Annotated in this window: 14 protein-coding genes; 13 read left to right on the forward strand and 1 reads right to left on the reverse strand. The window is 65.5% G+C overall.

All coding sequences use genetic code 11. The features are described 5' to 3' along the window. Positions 1 to 2 precede the first annotated feature (2 nt). The 6 genes from RS901_RS08625 (at position 3) to RS901_RS08650 (ending at position 6,879) form a co-directional block, all read left to right on the forward strand. Positions 3 to 2,426, forward strand: coding sequence for a 3-hydroxyacyl-CoA dehydrogenase/enoyl-CoA hydratase family protein (locus RS901_RS08625; protein ID WP_316152903.1), 2,424 nt, complete (start codon positions 3 to 5; stop codon positions 2,424 to 2,426). A 21-nt stretch (positions 2,427 to 2,447) separates the two neighbouring features. After that, on the forward strand, positions 2,448 to 3,647 hold the full coding sequence (locus tag RS901_RS08630) for an acetyl-CoA C-acyltransferase (RefSeq protein WP_316153430.1): 1,200 nt from the start codon (positions 2,448 to 2,450) through the stop codon (positions 3,645 to 3,647). Between the two features lie 111 nt (positions 3,648 to 3,758). Then, on the forward strand, positions 3,759 to 4,715 hold the full coding sequence (locus tag RS901_RS08635; protein WP_316152905.1) for a DegV family protein: 957 nt from the start codon (positions 3,759 to 3,761) through the stop codon (positions 4,713 to 4,715). Positions 4,716 to 4,749: 34 nt separating this feature from the next. Beyond that, complete coding sequence (locus tag RS901_RS08640; RefSeq protein WP_316152907.1) at positions 4,750 to 5,526, forward strand: enoyl-CoA hydratase; 777 nt, start codon at positions 4,750 to 4,752, stop codon at positions 5,524 to 5,526. 182 nt (positions 5,527 to 5,708) lie between these two features. After that, positions 5,709 to 6,281, forward strand: coding sequence for a PAAR domain-containing protein (locus RS901_RS08645; protein WP_316152909.1), 573 nt, complete (start codon positions 5,709 to 5,711; stop codon positions 6,279 to 6,281). After that, positions 6,274 to 6,879, forward strand: a complete 606-nt coding sequence (locus tag RS901_RS08650) for a type VI secretion system amidase effector protein Tae4 (RefSeq protein WP_316152910.1) — start codon at positions 6,274 to 6,276, stop codon at positions 6,877 to 6,879. Before RS901_RS08645 ends, RS901_RS08650 begins: the two co-directional genes overlap by 8 nt. Positions 6,880 to 7,277: 398 nt before the next feature. Here RS901_RS08650 and RS901_RS08655 read toward each other — a convergent pair whose 3' ends face one another. Continuing rightward, positions 7,278 to 7,682: an acyl-CoA thioesterase gene (locus tag RS901_RS08655; protein ID WP_013955553.1), complete on the reverse strand. Its 405-nt coding sequence runs from the start codon at positions 7,680 to 7,682 to the stop codon at positions 7,278 to 7,280. 107 nt (positions 7,683 to 7,789) lie between these two features. Here RS901_RS08655 and RS901_RS08660 point away from each other — a divergent pair, with 107 nt between their 5' ends. The 7 genes from RS901_RS08660 (at position 7,790) to RS901_RS08690 (ending at position 16,301) form a co-directional block, all read left to right on the forward strand. Further along, complete coding sequence (locus RS901_RS08660) at positions 7,790 to 9,688, forward strand: ABC transporter ATP-binding protein/permease (RefSeq protein ID WP_316152915.1); 1,899 nt, start codon at positions 7,790 to 7,792, stop codon at positions 9,686 to 9,688. 205 nt (positions 9,689 to 9,893) lie between these two features. Further along, positions 9,894 to 11,036 carry an ABC transporter substrate-binding protein gene (locus RS901_RS08665; RefSeq protein WP_316152917.1) on the forward strand — a complete coding sequence of 381 codons (1,143 nt, stop codon included), beginning with the start codon at positions 9,894 to 9,896 and terminating at the stop codon, positions 11,034 to 11,036. Further along, positions 11,033 to 11,887 (forward strand): ABC transporter ATP-binding protein, encoded by an 855-nt coding sequence (locus tag RS901_RS08670; protein ID WP_316152919.1) that lies wholly within the window; start codon positions 11,033 to 11,035, stop codon positions 11,885 to 11,887. The genes RS901_RS08665 and RS901_RS08670 overlap by 4 nt, the downstream gene beginning before the upstream one ends. A 12-nt stretch (positions 11,888 to 11,899) precedes the next feature. Next, entirely contained in the window at positions 11,900 to 12,673 is a 774-nt protein-coding gene (locus RS901_RS08675; protein WP_316152920.1) for an ABC transporter permease, read from the forward strand. 55 nt (positions 12,674 to 12,728) lie between these two features. Continuing rightward, positions 12,729 to 13,712 carry a LysR substrate-binding domain-containing protein gene (locus RS901_RS08680; RefSeq protein ID WP_316152921.1) on the forward strand — a complete coding sequence of 328 codons (984 nt, stop codon included), beginning with the start codon at positions 12,729 to 12,731 and terminating at the stop codon, positions 13,710 to 13,712. Between the two features lie 103 nt (positions 13,713 to 13,815). Continuing rightward, a complete protein-coding gene (locus RS901_RS08685; protein WP_316152923.1) occupies positions 13,816 to 15,123 on the forward strand; it encodes a Glu/Leu/Phe/Val family dehydrogenase in 1,308 nt (435 codons plus the stop codon). A 278-nt stretch (positions 15,124 to 15,401) separates the two neighbouring features. Further along, positions 15,402 to 16,301, forward strand: a complete 900-nt coding sequence (locus tag RS901_RS08690; protein ID WP_316152925.1) for a glutamate/aspartate ABC transporter substrate-binding protein — start codon at positions 15,402 to 15,404, stop codon at positions 16,299 to 16,301. Positions 16,302 to 16,333 lie beyond the last annotated feature (32 nt).

A 16,333-nucleotide genomic window follows, 5' to 3' on the forward strand; every position in this document is an offset into this window, starting at 1 on the left:
GCATGTCCAATTTCATCGTCAAGAAAGTCGCCGTGCTGGGTGCCGGCGTCATGGGGGCGCAGATCGCCGCCCACCTGATCAATGCGCGCGTGCCCGTGGTGCTGTTCGACCTTCCCGCCAAGGAAGGCCCCAAGAACGGCATCGCGCTGCGCGCCATCGAGAACCTGAAGAAGCTCTCGCCCGCGCCGCTGGGCATCAAGGAAGAGGCCGGCCTGATCCAGGCGGCCAACTACGAGGACGACATCGCGCTGCTCAAGGAATGCGACCTGGTAATCGAGGCGATCGCCGAGCGCATGGACTGGAAGCACGACCTGTACAAGAAGGTCGCGCCGCACCTGGCCGCGCACGCGATCTTCGCGACCAACACCTCGGGCCTGTCGATCACCGCGCTGTCCGACGGGTTTGATGCGGACCTGAAGTCGCGCTTCTGCGGCGTGCACTTCTTCAACCCGCCGCGCTACATGCACCTGGTCGAGCTGATCCCGACCGCGACCACGCAGCCGCAGATCCTCGACCAGCTTGAAGCATTCCTGACCACCACGCTCGGCAAGGGCGTGGTGCGTGCCAAGGACACGCCCAACTTCATCGCCAACCGCGTCGGCATTTTCTCGATCCTGGCCGTGTTTGCCGAAGCCGAGAAGTTTGGCATCCCGTTCGACGTGGTCGATGACCTGACCGGCTCCAAGCTGGGCCGCGCCAAGTCCGCCACCTTCCGCACCGCGGACGTGGTCGGCCTGGACACCATGGCGCACGTGATCAAGACCATGCAGGACACCCTGCACGACGACCCGTTCGCACCGGTGTACAAGACCCCGGCTGTGCTCAAGGGCCTGGTCGACGCGGGTGCGCTGGGCCAGAAGACCGGCGCCGGTTTCTACAAGAAGGAAGGCAAGGCCATCAAGGTGCTCGACGCCAAGACCGGCCAGTATGCCGATGCCGGCAAGAAGGCCGATGAGATTGTGGTGCGCATGCTGAAGAAGGATGCGGCCGAGCGCATCAAGCTGCTGCGCGAGTCGACCAACCCGCAGGCGCAGTTCCTGTGGGCGGTGTTCCGCGACGTGTTCCACTACATCGCCGTGTACCTGGAGCAGATCGCCGGTTCCGCCGCCGACATCGACCTGGCGATCCGCTGGGGCTTCGGCTGGAACTCGGGTCCGTTCGAAGACTGGCAGTCGGCCGGCTGGAAGCAGGTGGCCGAGTGGGTCAAGGAAGACGTGGAAGCCGGCAAGGCGCTGTCGGCCGCGCCGCTGCCGGCATGGGTATTCGAGGGCCCGGTGGCAGAGAACCAGGGCGTGCACGCCGCCGCCGGTTCGTGGTCGCCGGCAACGCAGTCGTTCGTCGCGCGCAGCACGCTGCCGGTGTACCAGCGCCAGGCATTCCGTGCCGCGATCAAGGGCACTGCCGCGGCCGACCCGCGCAAGGCCGGCCGCACCGTCGAAGAGAACGACGCCGTGCGCATCTGGGTGAGCGAAGGCCAGGACGACGTGCTGGTGGTCTCGTTCAAAAGCAAGATGAACACCATCGGGCCGGACGTGATCGACGGCCTGACCCGCGCCATCGACCTGGCCGAAGCCGGCTACAAGGGCCTGGTGGTGTGGCAGCCGACTTCGCTGCAGCTGGGCGCGCCGGGTGGCCCGTTCTCCGCCGGCGCCAACCTGGAAGCGGCCATGCCCGCCTTCATGATGGGTGGCGCCAAGGGCATCGAACCGTTCGTGAAGAAGTTCCAGGACGGCATGATGCGCGTGAAGTACGCTTCGGTGCCGGTGGTCTCCGCGGCGTCCGGCATTGCGCTGGGCGGCGGCTGCGAGCTGATGCTGCATTCGGCTTCGCGCGTGGCCGCGCTGGAGACGTATATCGGCCTGGTCGAAGTGGGCGTGGGCCTGGTGCCCGCCGGCGGTGGCCTGAAGGAAGCCGCGCTGGCAGCCGCGCGCGCCGCGCAGGCCGCAGGCAGCACCAACTACCTGCAGTTCCTGACCAGCCGCTTCCAGAGCGCGGCCATGGCCAAGGTCTCGGCCTCGGCGCTGGAAGCGCGCCAGATGGGCTATCTGCAGCCGTCCGACAAGATCGTGTTCAACGTGCATGAGCTGCTCTACGTGGCGCAGAACGAAGTGCGCGCGCTGGCCAACGCCGGCTACCGCGCGCCGCTGCCGACGCTGATCCCGGTGGCCGGCCGCTCGGGCGTTGCCACCATCAAGGCATCGCTGGTCAATATGCGCGACGGCGGCTTTATCTCGGCGCACGACTTCCTGATCGCCAGCCGCATTGCCGAAGCGGTGTGCGGCGGCGACGTCGAGGCCGGCTCGATGGTGAGCGAGGACTGGCTGCTGGCGCTGGAGCGCAAGGCCTTTGTCGACCTGCTCGGCACCGGCAAGACGCAGGAGCGCATCATGGGCATGCTGCAGACCGGCAAGCCGGTGCGTAACTAACAGGGCAAGCGAGGAACCGACATCATGAAACAACTGCAAGACGCATATATCGTTGCGGCCACCCGCTCGCCGATCGGCAAGGCCCCGAAGGGCGCGTTCAAGAACACGCGCCCGGATGACCTGCTGGCCACCATCCTGAAGGCTGCAGTGGCACAGGTGCCAAACCTGGACCCGAAGCTGATCGAAGACGCCATCGTCGGCTGCGCGATTCCTGAGGCGCAGCAGGGTCTGAACGTCGCCCGCATCGGCGCGCTGCTGTCGGGCCTGCCCAATACCGTGGGCGGCATCACTGTCAACCGCTTCTGCGCCTCGGGCGTGAGCGCGGTGGCGATGGCGGCTGATCGCATCCGCGTGGGCGAGTCCGACGTGATGATCGCCGCCGGCGTGGAATCGATGAGCATGGTGCCGATGATGGGCAACTCGCCGTCGATGTCGCCGGAGATCTTCACCCGCGACGAGAACGTGGGCATCGCCTACGGCATGGGCCTGACCGCCGAGAAGGTGGCGCAGCAATGGCAGGTCAGCCGCGAGGACCAGGATGCGTTCTCGCTGGCCTCGCACCAGAAGGCCATCGCCGCGCAGCAGGCCGGCGAGTTCAAGGACGAGATCACGCCGATCGAGATCGTCGAGCGCTTCCCCGACCTCGCCAGCGGCCAGGTGAACGTGAAGACGCGCACGATCTCGCTGGACGAAGGCCCGCGCCCGGAGACCTCGCTGGAAGGCCTGGGCAAGCTGCGCCCGGTGTTTGCCAACAAGGGCAGCGTCACCGCCGGCAACAGCTCGCAGACCTCTGACGGCGCCGGCGCGCTGATCCTGGTCTCGGAAAATGTCCTCAAGCAGTTCAACCTGGTGCCGCTGGCTCGCTTCGTCTCGTTCGCGGTGCGCGGCGTGCCGCCCGAGATCATGGGCATCGGCCCCAAGGAAGCGATTCCGGCGGCGCTGAAGGCCGCGGGCCTGACCCAGGACCAGCTCGACTGGATCGAACTGAACGAGGCCTTTGCCGCGCAGTCGCTGGCGGTGATGCGCGATCTGCAACTGGATCCGGCCAAGGTCAACCGCATGGGCGGCGCGATTGCGCTGGGCCACCCGCTGGGTGCCACCGGTGCGATCCGTTCGGCCACGGTGGTGCACGCGCTGCGCCGCCACAACCTGAAGTACGGCATGGTGACCATGTGCGTTGGCACGGGCATGGGCGCCGCAGGTATTTTCGAGCGCGTCTGAACGCGCCTGCGGGACGGTCCTTCGCGACTGTCCCGCCCTTCTGTCAGGTGAAGAAAGCAGTACCGGGGCTGCCGCCCGCCATGCGGGTCACCAGGTAGGGGAGACAATAATATGCAGGAGACAGCCATCCTGGCCGATGCCGCGTGCGATCTGCCGCGCGACGTCATGGCCCAGCTGAAGGTCCACACGATTCCGTTCCGCATCCGCGCGGGCGAGCATTTCGTTGCCGATACGCGTGATGAAGACGCGCTGCCCACGCTCTACCAGCAATACCTGGTCGGCCGCCAGGACCACTACGCCGAATCGATCCCGCTGCTCGAGCGCGAGCTGGAAGAACACCTGCTGCGCAATGTGGTGGCCCACTGCGACCGCGCCATCCTGTTCACCATCGCCAGTTCGCGCAGCAAGCTGTATGCGCATGCGAGCGGCGCGGTGATCGGCACCGTGGCGCGCAGCGTGCGCCTGCGCAAGGAGGCCGGGCGCATTGGCCTGTTCGACCTGACCGTGGTCGATACCGGCGCGATCGGGCCGGGCCAGGCGCTGATCGTGCGCGAAGCCGCGCGCATGGCTGCCGCCGGCGTTAGCCCGCAAGCGGTGCGGGAAGCGGTCGAGACGCGCCTGCGCGATGCCGCCCATATGTTCCTGGTGCCCGACGAGCTGGTCTACATGTACACGCGCGCGCGCCAGAAGGGCGAGGGCAGCATCACCTGGGGCCGCTATGTGATGGGCAGCGCCTTCAATATCCGCCCGGTGGTGCGCATGCACCGCGGGCACACCGACGCCATCGCCAGGGCGCGCGGCTCCGAGGAGGGTGCGCGCCGCGTGCTGCAGCATGCCGAGCAGTGCATCCGCGGCGGCGACCTGATGGTGCCGGCGATCTCCGTCTGCTATGCCGGGCCGCTCGACGCCGTGCGCGCGATGCCGGCCTTTCAGTCGCTGGAGCGCACCGCGCGCGCGCAGGGCGTGGAACTGATGCTGGCACCGATGAGCCTGACGGTGGCGCTGAATGTCGGCGCGCGCGCGTTCGGGCTGAGCTATCTTTCCGAATCGCCGCCGCCTTTTGAATAACCCTCCAAGCAATGCATCCACAGACGAGGACACCATGAGCATCCGCACCGGCATCGAGCAGGGCATCCTGACCATCGAGTTCGACCGCATCGACAAGAAGAACGCCATCACCGCGGCGATGTACCAGGTCATGGCCGACGCGCTGCGCGCGGCCGAGACCGACCGCAACGTGCGCGCCATCCTGCTGCGCGGCAAGCCAGAGATCTTTACCGCCGGCAACGACCTGGAAGACTTCATGCAGCGCCCGCCTGCCGCGGGCGAAGGCGCCGAGCAAGCGCCGGTGTTCCAGTTCCTCTACCAGATCAGCCACGCCACCAAGCCGATCGTGGCGGCCGTCAGCGGTGCCGCGGTCGGGGTGGGCACCACCATGCTGCTGCATTGCGACCTGGTCTATGCGTCCGATACGGCCAAGTTGTCGCTGCCGTTCGTGCAGCTGGGCCTGTGCCCCGAGGCCGCCTCGAGCCTGCTGCTGCCGCGGCTGGTCGGCTACCAGCGCGCGGCCGAGAAGCTGCTGCTGGGCGAAGCCTTCAGCGCGCAGGAGGCGCTGGAGATCGGGCTGGTGACGCGCGTGCTGCCGGTGGCCGAGCTGCACGACTATGCGCTGCAGCAGGCGCGCAAGCTGGCGGCGCTGCCGGCGTCATCGCTGCGCGAGAGCAAGCGGCTGATGAAGGCGGGCGATATGGCGGCGGTGGAAAAGCAGATGGCCGACGAGGGCGCGGTGTTCCGGAAGATGCTGGTGGCGCCGGAGGCGAAAGAGGCGTTTGCTGCCTTCTTCCAGAAGCGCAAGCCGGATTTTACGAAGTTTGAGTGAGCCTGTCCGATGTGCCCCTCGGTAATGCAATGCCGGGGGGCCTCTTTCCTGGCGACTCCACGCTCCTGTATCTCTGGATGGCTGAACCGGTGGGACTAGTCACCATTTCGCTGATTGATTCCTTATGGAAGCTCTGGCGCAATGGCGTGCGGTGAAAACCTATCTCCAAGCAAGGTGCGGCCATGGTTACCAGAACCTATCTCATCAAGGGCGACAAAGCTAACAATGGGGCCACGATCATTGGTGGCAGCCCCGGATCCAGCTACGAAGGCAACCCGACAGCGCGTGAAGGCGATCCGGTGTACTGCCCAGTCTGCAAGCGAACGGGAATCATCGTCTGCGTCGGCCCACGCTGGCCCAGCACGGATGAGGGCAAGGAAGAAGCCTTGAGCGGTGACATCTGCGCGTGCGGTTGCAATCCGCCGCCTGTCTTCTTTGCGTCGCGACCGTACACGATGACCATGACGGCAGAGGATGCTGCGCAGTGGCATAAGGCGCATGCGCGGAACAGCGCCGGTTTTCCCACCTCGCCGGTGACTGTCAGGTACGACGAACAAATTCGAGCGCAATCAGGAGCGGCCCTCGTCGCAGGCTATCCGTACTTCGTTGAGATCTCCGATGGCCGGACGTTCGCCGGGCGCCTGGACGAAAGCGGAAAGCTGCCTCGCGTGTATACGGAGAGCGCCGACGAGTACTCGGTCTATTGGGGCGATGAAGCCCTGGCAAAGCAGTGCGAGGGGTCCGAGCATGCCTAACAAGAGAACAATCGTTAGGACAAATTCGACCCCGGATTCCATCAAGGAGGTATCACTAAAGGCTGTTACATTCGCTGAGCTGTGGACGGCCTATCCGCAAGGCGCACCGTACGTCGATCCAAAGACAGGCGACATACCGCCAGGTTTCGAGAACCAGTGCGCGATTCGCATGAGCGTGACCCTGCACCGGGTCGGCATCGAGATGAAGTCGTTTCGCGGCAAGGGCCAGATTCGCTTGGACGGCAAGCGCACGGCAGTCCTGGCGTCCGAGATGGCGGATTGGCTGCGGCTGAAGCCGCTAGCGGGCATCGGTGCGCCGGAAAACGTCACGGGGGCCGATTGGCAGAGGAAGATCAAGGGGCGCACAGGAATCGTTGCCTTCAAGAACTACTGGAGGCGGGACGGTGAATCGGCTGGCAATGCGACAGGCGGTCACATTGACCTGTGGAACGGATCGAGGCTGACCATTAGCAGTGCGCCCGGTGCTATTGCAACAATTGGTCGCAGCTTGGGCTGGGACGCATTGTTTCCCGGCACCCACTACGGGTGGTCGGATCTCGCGCGGTCAACGGAGATACTTTTCTGGGAAATCAAGTGAACAAGCGGCGCATTGCCATCACAGCGGCATTCGCCGGCATTGGTCTGGCCAGTGTCCTCACATGGTCCCGTGTCGATGTATACCTCTGTGACATGGTCCCGAGCCTGTGCATGCCGCGGCCTGGGACTTGCGTTGGAATCGATATATGCCCTTCTGATATCCGGATGCTGCTGGGTTTGATCTTGCTGATACCTGTGCCACCAGTCTTGTTTGGTGTCCTGGGGTTCCTGCTTTGCGCGCGTGTCGACAGAGTCACCGTGCTGGCTGCCGCGCTGGCGGGGGCGGTTCTCGCACATTGGGCGGTTGTGTTCACTGTAACCAGAATCATTGCGCTGTAGTGCCAAGGAGGCGGCGCAAATGGACAGGACATTGGAAACAATGTACTGACCTGCCGCCCCTCAAGCCGACGGCAACACCCGCGGCTGCCGCGATTCATCCGTTGCCACATACGTCAGCGTGGCCTCCGTCACCTTGACGATCTCATTGCTGTGGCGCATCCGTTGCGCATAGACCTCGACCGACACCGTGATCGAGGTACGGCCGGTCTTGACGATGTCCGCATAAAAGCTGACCAGGTCGCCAACGAACACCGGATGCTTGAACAGGAAGGAGTTGACCGCGACGGTGGCCACGCGGCCCTGGGCGCGTTCCACCGCCGGGATCGAGCCGGCGATATCCACCTGCGCCATGATCCAGCCGCCGAACACGTCGCCGTGCACATTGGCGTCGGCGGGCATGGGCACCACGCGCAGTGCGGGATTCTTGCCAGCGGGCAGGGCGGGGACGGTGTGGGGAGCGTTCATGACGGTGTGTGGTGGACTGCGGAAGGAGGTGGGGCGGGCGAAAGACCCTTCGCCTGCCACGTAATGCGAACTCTGCGACAATCGCGCATTGGCCCGAATTCTAACGTATGCGCCGCTATTCCACGACCGCTGAGCCGGCCCCCGCTCCTGCTTCAAACACGCTCTTTCCCGGTCAGCGCGCGCCGCGCAGCGACTGGCAGACGGTGCGCAACCTGCTGCCCTATGTCTGGCACTACAAGTGGCGCGTGATGCTGGCGCTGGCGTGCCTGGTGTCTGCCAAGGTGGCCAACCTGGGCGTGCCGGTGCTGATGAAGCAGCTGATCGACAGCATGAACCTGCAGCCGGGCGACCCGCGCGCGCTGCTAGCGGTGCCGGTCGGGCTGATCGTCGCCTACGGGCTGCTGCGGCTGTCGGCGACGCTGTTCACCGAGTTGCGGGAGATGCTCTTTTCCAAGGTCACGCAGAGCGCGGTGCGCGAGATCGCTCTGCAGGTGTTCCGGCACCTGCACGCGCTGTCGCTGCGCTTCCACCTGGACCGGCAGACCGGCGGCATGAGCCGCGACATCGAGCGCGGCACGCGCGGCATCCAGTCGCTGATCTCGTATTCGCTGTACAGCATCCTGCCCACGCTGGTGGAGATGGGGCTGGTGATTGGCTTCTTTATCCTGCACTACGACATCTGGTTCGCGGCCATTACCGGCTGCGCGCTGGTGGGCTATATCGTCTTCACCATCGTGGTGACAGAATGGCGAACGCATTTCCGCCGCCGCATGAACGAGCTGGATTCGCGCGCCAACCAGAAGGCGATCGATTCCCTGCTCAACTTCGAGACCGTCAAGTACTTCGGCAATGAAGAGTATGAGGCGCAGCGCTACGACGAGAACCTGCGCAAGTACCGCACCGCGGCGATCCGCTCGCAGAACTCGCTGTCGTTCCTGAACTTCGGCCAGCAGACCATCATCGCATTGGGGCTGATCCTGATCCTGTGGCGCGCCACCGTGGGCGTGGTCGACGGCAAGCTCACGCTGGGCGACCTGGTGCTGGTCAATACGCTGATGATCCAGCTCTATATCCCGCTGAACTTCCTCGGCGTGATCTACCGCGAGATCAAGCAGGCCACCACCGACATGGACCGCATGTTCGTGCTGCTGGGCACCAACCAGGAGGTGGCCGACGCACCCGGCGCGCAGCCGCTGCAGGTGGACGGCGCGCAGGTGCGCTTCCGCGACGTGCGCTTCAGCTATGAGCCGGACCGGCTGATCCTGGACGGCGTGGACTTCACCATCGCGGCGGGCACCACCACCGCGGTGGTGGGGCACAGCGGCTCGGGCAAGTCGACGCTGGCGCGGCTGTTGTTCCGCTTCTACGACGTCAACGGCGGCGCCATCGAGATCGACGGCCAGGACATCCGCGCGATCACGCAGGACAGCCTGCGCCGCGCCATCGGCATCGTGCCGCAGGACACGGTGCTGTTCAATGACAGCATCTTCTACAACATTGCCTACGGCCGGCCCGACGCCAGCCGCGACGAGGTCATCGCCGCCGCGCGTGCCGCGCAGATCGACACCTTTATCCGCGAGCTGCCGCAGGGCTACGACACCCCGGTGGGCGAGCGCGGCCTGAAGCTGTCCGGCGGCGAGAAGCAGCGCGTGGCGATCGCTCGCACGTTGCTGAAGAACCCGCCGGTGCTGGTCTTCGACGAAGCCACCTCGGCGCTGGATTCGCGCACCGAGCAGGCGATCCAGGCCGAGCTGATGCGGCTGGCGCAGAACCGCACCACGCTGCTGATCGCGCACCGGCTTTCCACCGTCGTGCATGCCGACCAGATCCTGGTGATGGACCACGGCCGCATCGTCGAGCGCGGCACCCATGCCGAGCTGATGCGCGCGCGTGGCCGCTACGCCGAGATGTGGGACATCCAGGCGCGCGCCGCCGCCAAGGGCGGCGAAGCCGTTGGCGCGGATGCGCTGGCACTCGACGTGGGCGACGCCACGCAGGACGCCTGAGCGGGACTGCATTCTCCTGCATCCACATGCACCAAGGCGCGGCGGGCATTGTCGACAATCATTGCCGACGATGCGCCTGCGGCAATCGCCTCGCACGTTTTTGGTTCGGCAATCGCTTGCGGGCACGCCCTGAAACGGAGCTCCAAAACCTGGCACGTCCCTTGCGGACGAATCCCTCCGAGATCACGATCAACGGAGAGATTCCATGCCTCATTTCCACGCTGCGCCAGTGTCGCCCGGCGTTTGCGCCGCTGCCGCCGAGAACAATGAACATACCGGCACGCGCGCGGCCCGCAACACGGCACGGCGCCGCCTGCTGAAGCTCAGCGTGATGATCGGCACTAGCCTGGTTCTGTCGACACAGTTCGCCGGCGCGGCCCACGCGCAGGCTGTACCAACCAAGGTCCGCTTCCAGCTCGACTGGCGCTTCGAAGGGCCGGCGGCACTGTTCCTGCTGGGCGAGCAGAAGGGCTACTACAAGGCCGAGAAGCTCGACGTCTCGATCGACGCCGGCAACGGCTCGGGCAACGTGGTCAACCGCGTGGCCTCGGGCACGTACGACATGGGCTTCGCCGATATGTCGTCGGTGATGGAGTTCTACGGCAACCACCCGGACGCGAAGAACAAGCCGGTGGCCGTGATGATGGTCTACAGCAACACGCCCGCGGCCGTCCTCGCGCTGAAGAAATCCGGCATCCGCGCGCCGAAGGACCTGGCCGGCAAGCGCATGGGCGCGCCGGTGTTCGACGCCGGCCGCCGCGCTTTCCCGATTTTCGCCAAGGCCAACGGCCTGCAGGCGTCCTCGTTCAACTGGCAGGCGATGGACCCGACGCTGCGCGAGACCATGCTCACGCGCGGCGACCTCGATGCCATCACCGGGTTCTCGTTCACCTCGATCCTGCACCTGAACGCGCGCGGCGTGAAGGATGAAGACATCGTGGTGCTGCCGTACCCGCAGTTCGGCGTGAAGCTGTACGGCAACGCGGTGATCGCCTCCGAGGAATTCATGAAGAAGAACCCCGAGGCGGTGAAGGCCTTCCTGCGCGCCTTCAGCAAGTCGGCGCGCGACGTGATCGCGCGGCCGGAAGAGGGCATCAAGGCGGTCAAGGCGCGCGACGGCATCATCGATGAGAAGCTGGAAGTGCGCCGGCTCAAGCTGGCGCTGGACAGCGTGGTCAAGTCGCCGGACGCGAAGGCCGAGGGCTTCGGGCGCATCAGCAAGCCGCGCCTGTCACTGATGGCCTCGCAGGTGGCCGATGCCTTCGGCACCAAGGGCCGCATCAACCCGGATGCGCTGTGGACCGACGCGTTCCTGCCCAGCGCGGCCGAACTGGATGTGCTCCGATGATGACGCGCCAGGCTGCCTTCATGCCCGCCTCCGGCGGCAGCGCCGCGCCCGCGGCCGCGGAACCCTTTGTCGATTTCAACCGGGTCTGGCTGGCCTATGACGATGAGCTCGCGCACAAGGGCGAGTTCGCGGTCGAGGACATCTCGCTGCAGGTGGCGCCGGGTGAGTTCATTGCCATCGTCGGCCCGTCCGGCTGCGGCAAGTCCACCTTCATGAAGCTGGCGACGGGGCTCAAGCCGGCCACGCGCGGCATCGTGAAAATCGCCGGCCAGAAGGTGACCGGCCCGCTCAAGCAGGTCGGCATGGCCTTCCAGGCGCCGACGCTGCTGCCGTGGCGCACCACGCTGGACAACGTGATGCTGCCGCTGGAGATCGTCGAGCCGTATCGCTCCACCCTGCGCGCACGTCGCGACGAGTACATCGAGCGCGCCCGCAAGCTGCTGCACACGGTAGGCCTGGCCGGCTACGAGGGCAAATACCCCTGGCAGCTGTCCGGCGGCATGCAGCAGCGCGCCTCGATCTGCCGCGCGCTGATCCACGAGCCGCGCATGCTGCTGCTGGACGAGCCCTTCGGCGCGCTCGACGCCTTTACCCGCGAGGAGCTCTGGTGCGTGCTGCGCGACTTGTGGCAGGTGCAGCGCTTCAACGTGATCCTGGTCACGCACGACCTGCGCGAGGCCGTGTTCCTGGCCGACACCGTCTACGTGATGAGCCAGCGCCCGGGCCGCATCCTGATGCGCAAGGAGATCGACCTGCCGCGCCCGCGCGACCTGGAACTGACCTATACCGAGCCCTTTGCCGACCTGGTGCACGTGCTGCGCGAGAAGATCGGCCATGTGCGGCAACACTAAGGCAACGCTACGATGATGACTCTTACTTCCGCGCAGGAGCGCCGCGTGCAGCGCGTGGCGCCCTGGCTGCTGCTGGCCGCGGTGCTGCTGCTGTGGCAGGGCGCGTGCATGGCCTTCGGCGTGTCCGACTTTATCCTGCCGACGCCGTCGGCGATCGTGGCCTCGCTGGTGGAATACGCCGGCGTGATCGCCGGCCATGCATGGCGCACCTTCTGGACCACCATGGTGGGCTTTGGCGTCGCCATCGCCGTGGGCGTGCTGCTGGGGCTGGCAATGGGCTCGTCGCGGCTGCTCTATGCCGCCAGCTATCCGCTGATGACGGCCTTCAACGCGCTGCCCAAGGCGGCCTTCGTGCCGATCCTGGTGGTGTGGTTCGGCCTGGGCGCCGGCCCGGCCATCCTGACCGCGTTCCTGATCTCGTTCTTTCCGATCATGGTCAATATCGCCACCGGGCTGGCCACGCTGGAGCCGGAGCTGGAAGACGTGCTGCGCGTGCTCGGCGCCAAGCGGCGCGACGTGTTGTTCAAGGTCGGTCTGCCGCGCGCGATGCCGTATTTCTTCGCCTCGCTGAAGGTGGCGATCACGCTGGCCTTCGTCGGCACCACGGTGTCGGAGATGAACGCCGCCAACGAAGGCATCGGCTACCTGCTGGTGTCGGCCGGGTCGGCCATGAAGATGCCGCTGGCCTTTGCCGGGCTGGTGGTGATCGCGGTGATGGCGATGGCGATGTACGAGCTGTTTGCGGTGGTGGAGAAGCGCATGACCGGCTGTGCGCATCGCGGCTGACGGCTTGCTGCCGGGCAGGTGACGGAGGCCCCGGCGCGGGTGGATAATCCGCGTCATGGAAATCAAATGGCTTGAAGACTTCGTCAGCCTGGCCGAGACGCACAGCTTCTCGCGCTCGGCCGAGCTGCGCCACGTCACGCAGCCCGCGTTCTCGCGCCGCATCCAGTCGCTGGAGGCGTGGGTCGGCACCGAGCTGATCGACCGCTCGAGCTACCCCACCAGCCTGACCCCGGCCGGCAAGGTGTTCTACGAGCAGGCGCTGGCCATGCTGGCACAGGTCAGCGAAACCCGCGCGCTGATGCGCGGCCAGCGCTCGGCCAACGCCCAGGTGCTGGAGTTCGCGGTGCCGCATACGCTGTCGCTGACCTTCTTCCCGGAATGGCTCAAGGCGCTGGAGCGCAGGATCGGCACGCTGCCGTGCCGGCTGCGCGCCCTCAACGTCCATGACGCGGTGCTGATGCTGGTAGAGGGCGGCTGCGACCTGGTGATGGTCTACCACCACGCGCGCCAGGCGATCCAGCTGGATCCGGCACGGTACGACATGCTGGTGCTTGGTACCGAGCGGCTGTCGCCCTACAGCGTGCCGGACGCCGCCGGCAAGCCGCAGTTCCGGCTGCCCGGCTCGGACAAGAAGCCGGTGCCTTTCCTCAGCTACACGCCCAACGCCTTCCTCGGCCGCATGGTCGACCTGCTGCTGGCCGATACCTCCGAGGCGCTCAAGCTCGACAAATGCTACGAGACCGACATGGCCGAGGCGCTCAAGGTGATGGCGCTGGCCGGCCACGGCATGGCCTTCCTGCCCGAAAGCGCGGTACGCGAGGACGTGGCGGCGGGCCGGCTGGTGCGGGCCGAGTCGGCGCGCGGGCTGCCGTTGTCGATCGACATGGAAATCCGCCTGTACCGCGAGCGCCCGGGCGAGAACGGCAGCGAACGCCGTGCCGGGGCACGACGCAAGCGCCAGCTGGTCGATCAGGTGTGGTCGACCTTGTCAGCGGCCCAGTCCGCCCAGCCGGCCGGTGCCCCGGTTTCCGCCAGATGACAAGGTTATGCATGTTTTGCATGACGGGATGAGCAAACGGCATTGGATTCGGGCGGGGCGCCACCCCTAAGCTTGCGGGCATTCTTCACACCGGAACCAACCGATGTCTTCCGCAGCACCGACCAATATTGCTGGCCAAAAGCACGCACTCCCGTCTTACCTCAACGCCGACAATCTCGGCCCCTGGGGCATCTACCTGCAGCAGGTCGACCGTGTCACGCCTTACCTGGGCTCGCTGGCACGCTGGGTTGAAACCCTGAAGCGCCCCAAGCGCGCACTCGTCGTCGACGTTCCCATCGAGCTGGACAACGGCACCATCGCCCACTTCGAGGGCTACCGCGTGCAGCACAACCTGTCGCGCGGCCCGGGCAAGGGCGGTGTGCGTTTTCACCAGGACGTGACGCTGTCGGAAGTGATGGCGCTGTCGGCATGGATGTCGGTGAAGAACGCAGCGGTGAACGTGCCCTACGGCGGCGCCAAGGGCGGCATCCGCGTCGACCCGCGCACGCTCTCGCACGCCGAGCTGGAGCGCCTGACGCGCCGCTACACCAGCGAAATCAACATCATCATCGGACCGAGCAAGGACATCCCGGCGCCCGACGTCAACACCAACGCCCAGGTGATGGCATGGATGATGGACACCTACTCGATGAATTCGGGCAGCACCTCCACTGGCGTGGTGACTGGCAAGCCGATCTCGCTGGGCGGCTCGCTGGGCCGCCACGAGGCTACCGGCCGCGGTGTGTTCGTGGTGGGTTCGGAGGCTGCACGCAATATCGGCCTGGAAATCAAGGGCGCGAGCGTCGCCGTGCAGGGCTTCGGCAATGTGGGCGCCGTGGCGGCCAAGCTGTTCCATGAGGCCGGCGCCAAGGTGGTGGCGGTGCAGGACCACCGCACCACGCTGTTTGACCCGGCTGGCCTGGACGTGCCGGCGATGATGGAATACGCCGCCCACAGCGGCACCATCGAAGGCTTCCGCGGCGAAGTCCTGCGCACCGAGCAGTTCTGGGAAGTCGACTGCGACATCCTGATCCCGGCCGCGCTGGAAGGCCAGATAACCGCCAAGAACGCGCCGCTGATCAAGGCCCGCCTGGTGATCGAGGGCGCCAACGGCCCGACCACCCCGGAAGCCGACGATATCCTGCGCGAGCGCAATATCCTGGTGGCGCCGGACGTGATCGCCAACGCCGGCGGTGTAACCGTTTCCTACTTCGAATGGGTGCAGGATTTCTCGTCGTTCTTCTGGACCGAAGAGGAAATCAACCAGCGCCTGGTACGGATCATGCAAGAGGCGTTCCGCGCAATCTGGCAGGTGGCGCAGGACAACAAGGTGACGCTGCGCACCGCCGCTTTTATCGTAGCCTGCTCGCGGATCCTGCAGGCGCGCGAAATGCGCGGCCTGTATCCCTGATCGCAGGGTACGGGTGAACCGGAACGAGGCGCGAAGCACTGGCATGGTGCGATGCAGCAACGGATCCGGTGCCCAAGGTTCATGACCGCCAGACGCGGTCTCCGGCAAGCGCCGGAGACCGCGCTGTCGTATCCGGACGACGTGCGCATCGATTGCCCTGAATAAGGGTTCTAGGAGAAAACCCAGTTGTATTGCGGCGGATGCTGCGCAATACTGTTTCACCAGAGGGGGTTTTGTCTCTAGAATCCCGCTTTCTCTTCTATGGTCAAGGAGATGTTATGAATTTTGCCAAGTTGGCTTCCCTGATGATTGCCGCCGGCGTGATGTGCGGAACGGCACAGGCAGCCGAACAACTGACGGGCACGCTGAAGAAGATCAAAGACACCGGCGTGATTACGCTGGGCGTGCGCGAGTCGTCGATTCCGTTCAACTACAACCTGGGCGGCGTGCGGCAAGTCGGCTATTCCTACGATATCAACATGAAGATCGTGGAAGCCATCAAGGACCAGCTGAAGCTGCCGAACCTGCAGGTCAAGGAAATCCCGATCACCTCGCAGAACCGCATCCCGCTGCTGCAGAACGGCACCATCGACATGGAGTGCGGCTCGACCACCAATAATCTGGAACGCCAGAAGCAGGTTGCCTTCACCAACTCCATCTTCATCATCGGCACGCGCATCATGGTGAAGAAGGATGCCGGCATCAAGGACTGGGCCGACCTGAAGGGCAAGAACGTCGTCACCACTGCCGGCACCACGTCGGAGCGCCTGCTGCGCAAGATGAACGACGACCAGAAGCTGGGCCTGAACATCATCAGCACCAAGGACCACGGCCAGTCGTTCCTGACGCTGGAATCGGGCCGCGCGGTCGCGTTCATGATGGACGATGCGCTGCTGTATGGCGAGCGCGCCAAGGCCAAGAGCCCGGCCGACTGGATCGTGGTGGGCAAGGCCCAGTCGCGCGAGTCGTATGGCTGCATGATCCGCAAGGACGACCCGCAGTTCAAGAAGCTGTCCGACACCGTGATCTCCGGCATGATGAAGGACGGTTCGGTCAACACGCTGTACACCAAGTGGTTCATGCAACCGGTTCCGCCCAAGGGCCTGAACCTGGACTTCCCGCTGTCCGACGACATGAAGGCCCTGATCAAGGCGCCGAACGACAAGGCGCTGGACTGACCTGACCGGGACAGCAGTGCGAAACGGAAGGC

This window comes from Cupriavidus sp. BIC8F, from assembly GCF_032465815.1.
Classification (GTDB): domain Bacteria; phylum Pseudomonadota; class Gammaproteobacteria; order Burkholderiales; family Burkholderiaceae; genus Cupriavidus; species Cupriavidus necator.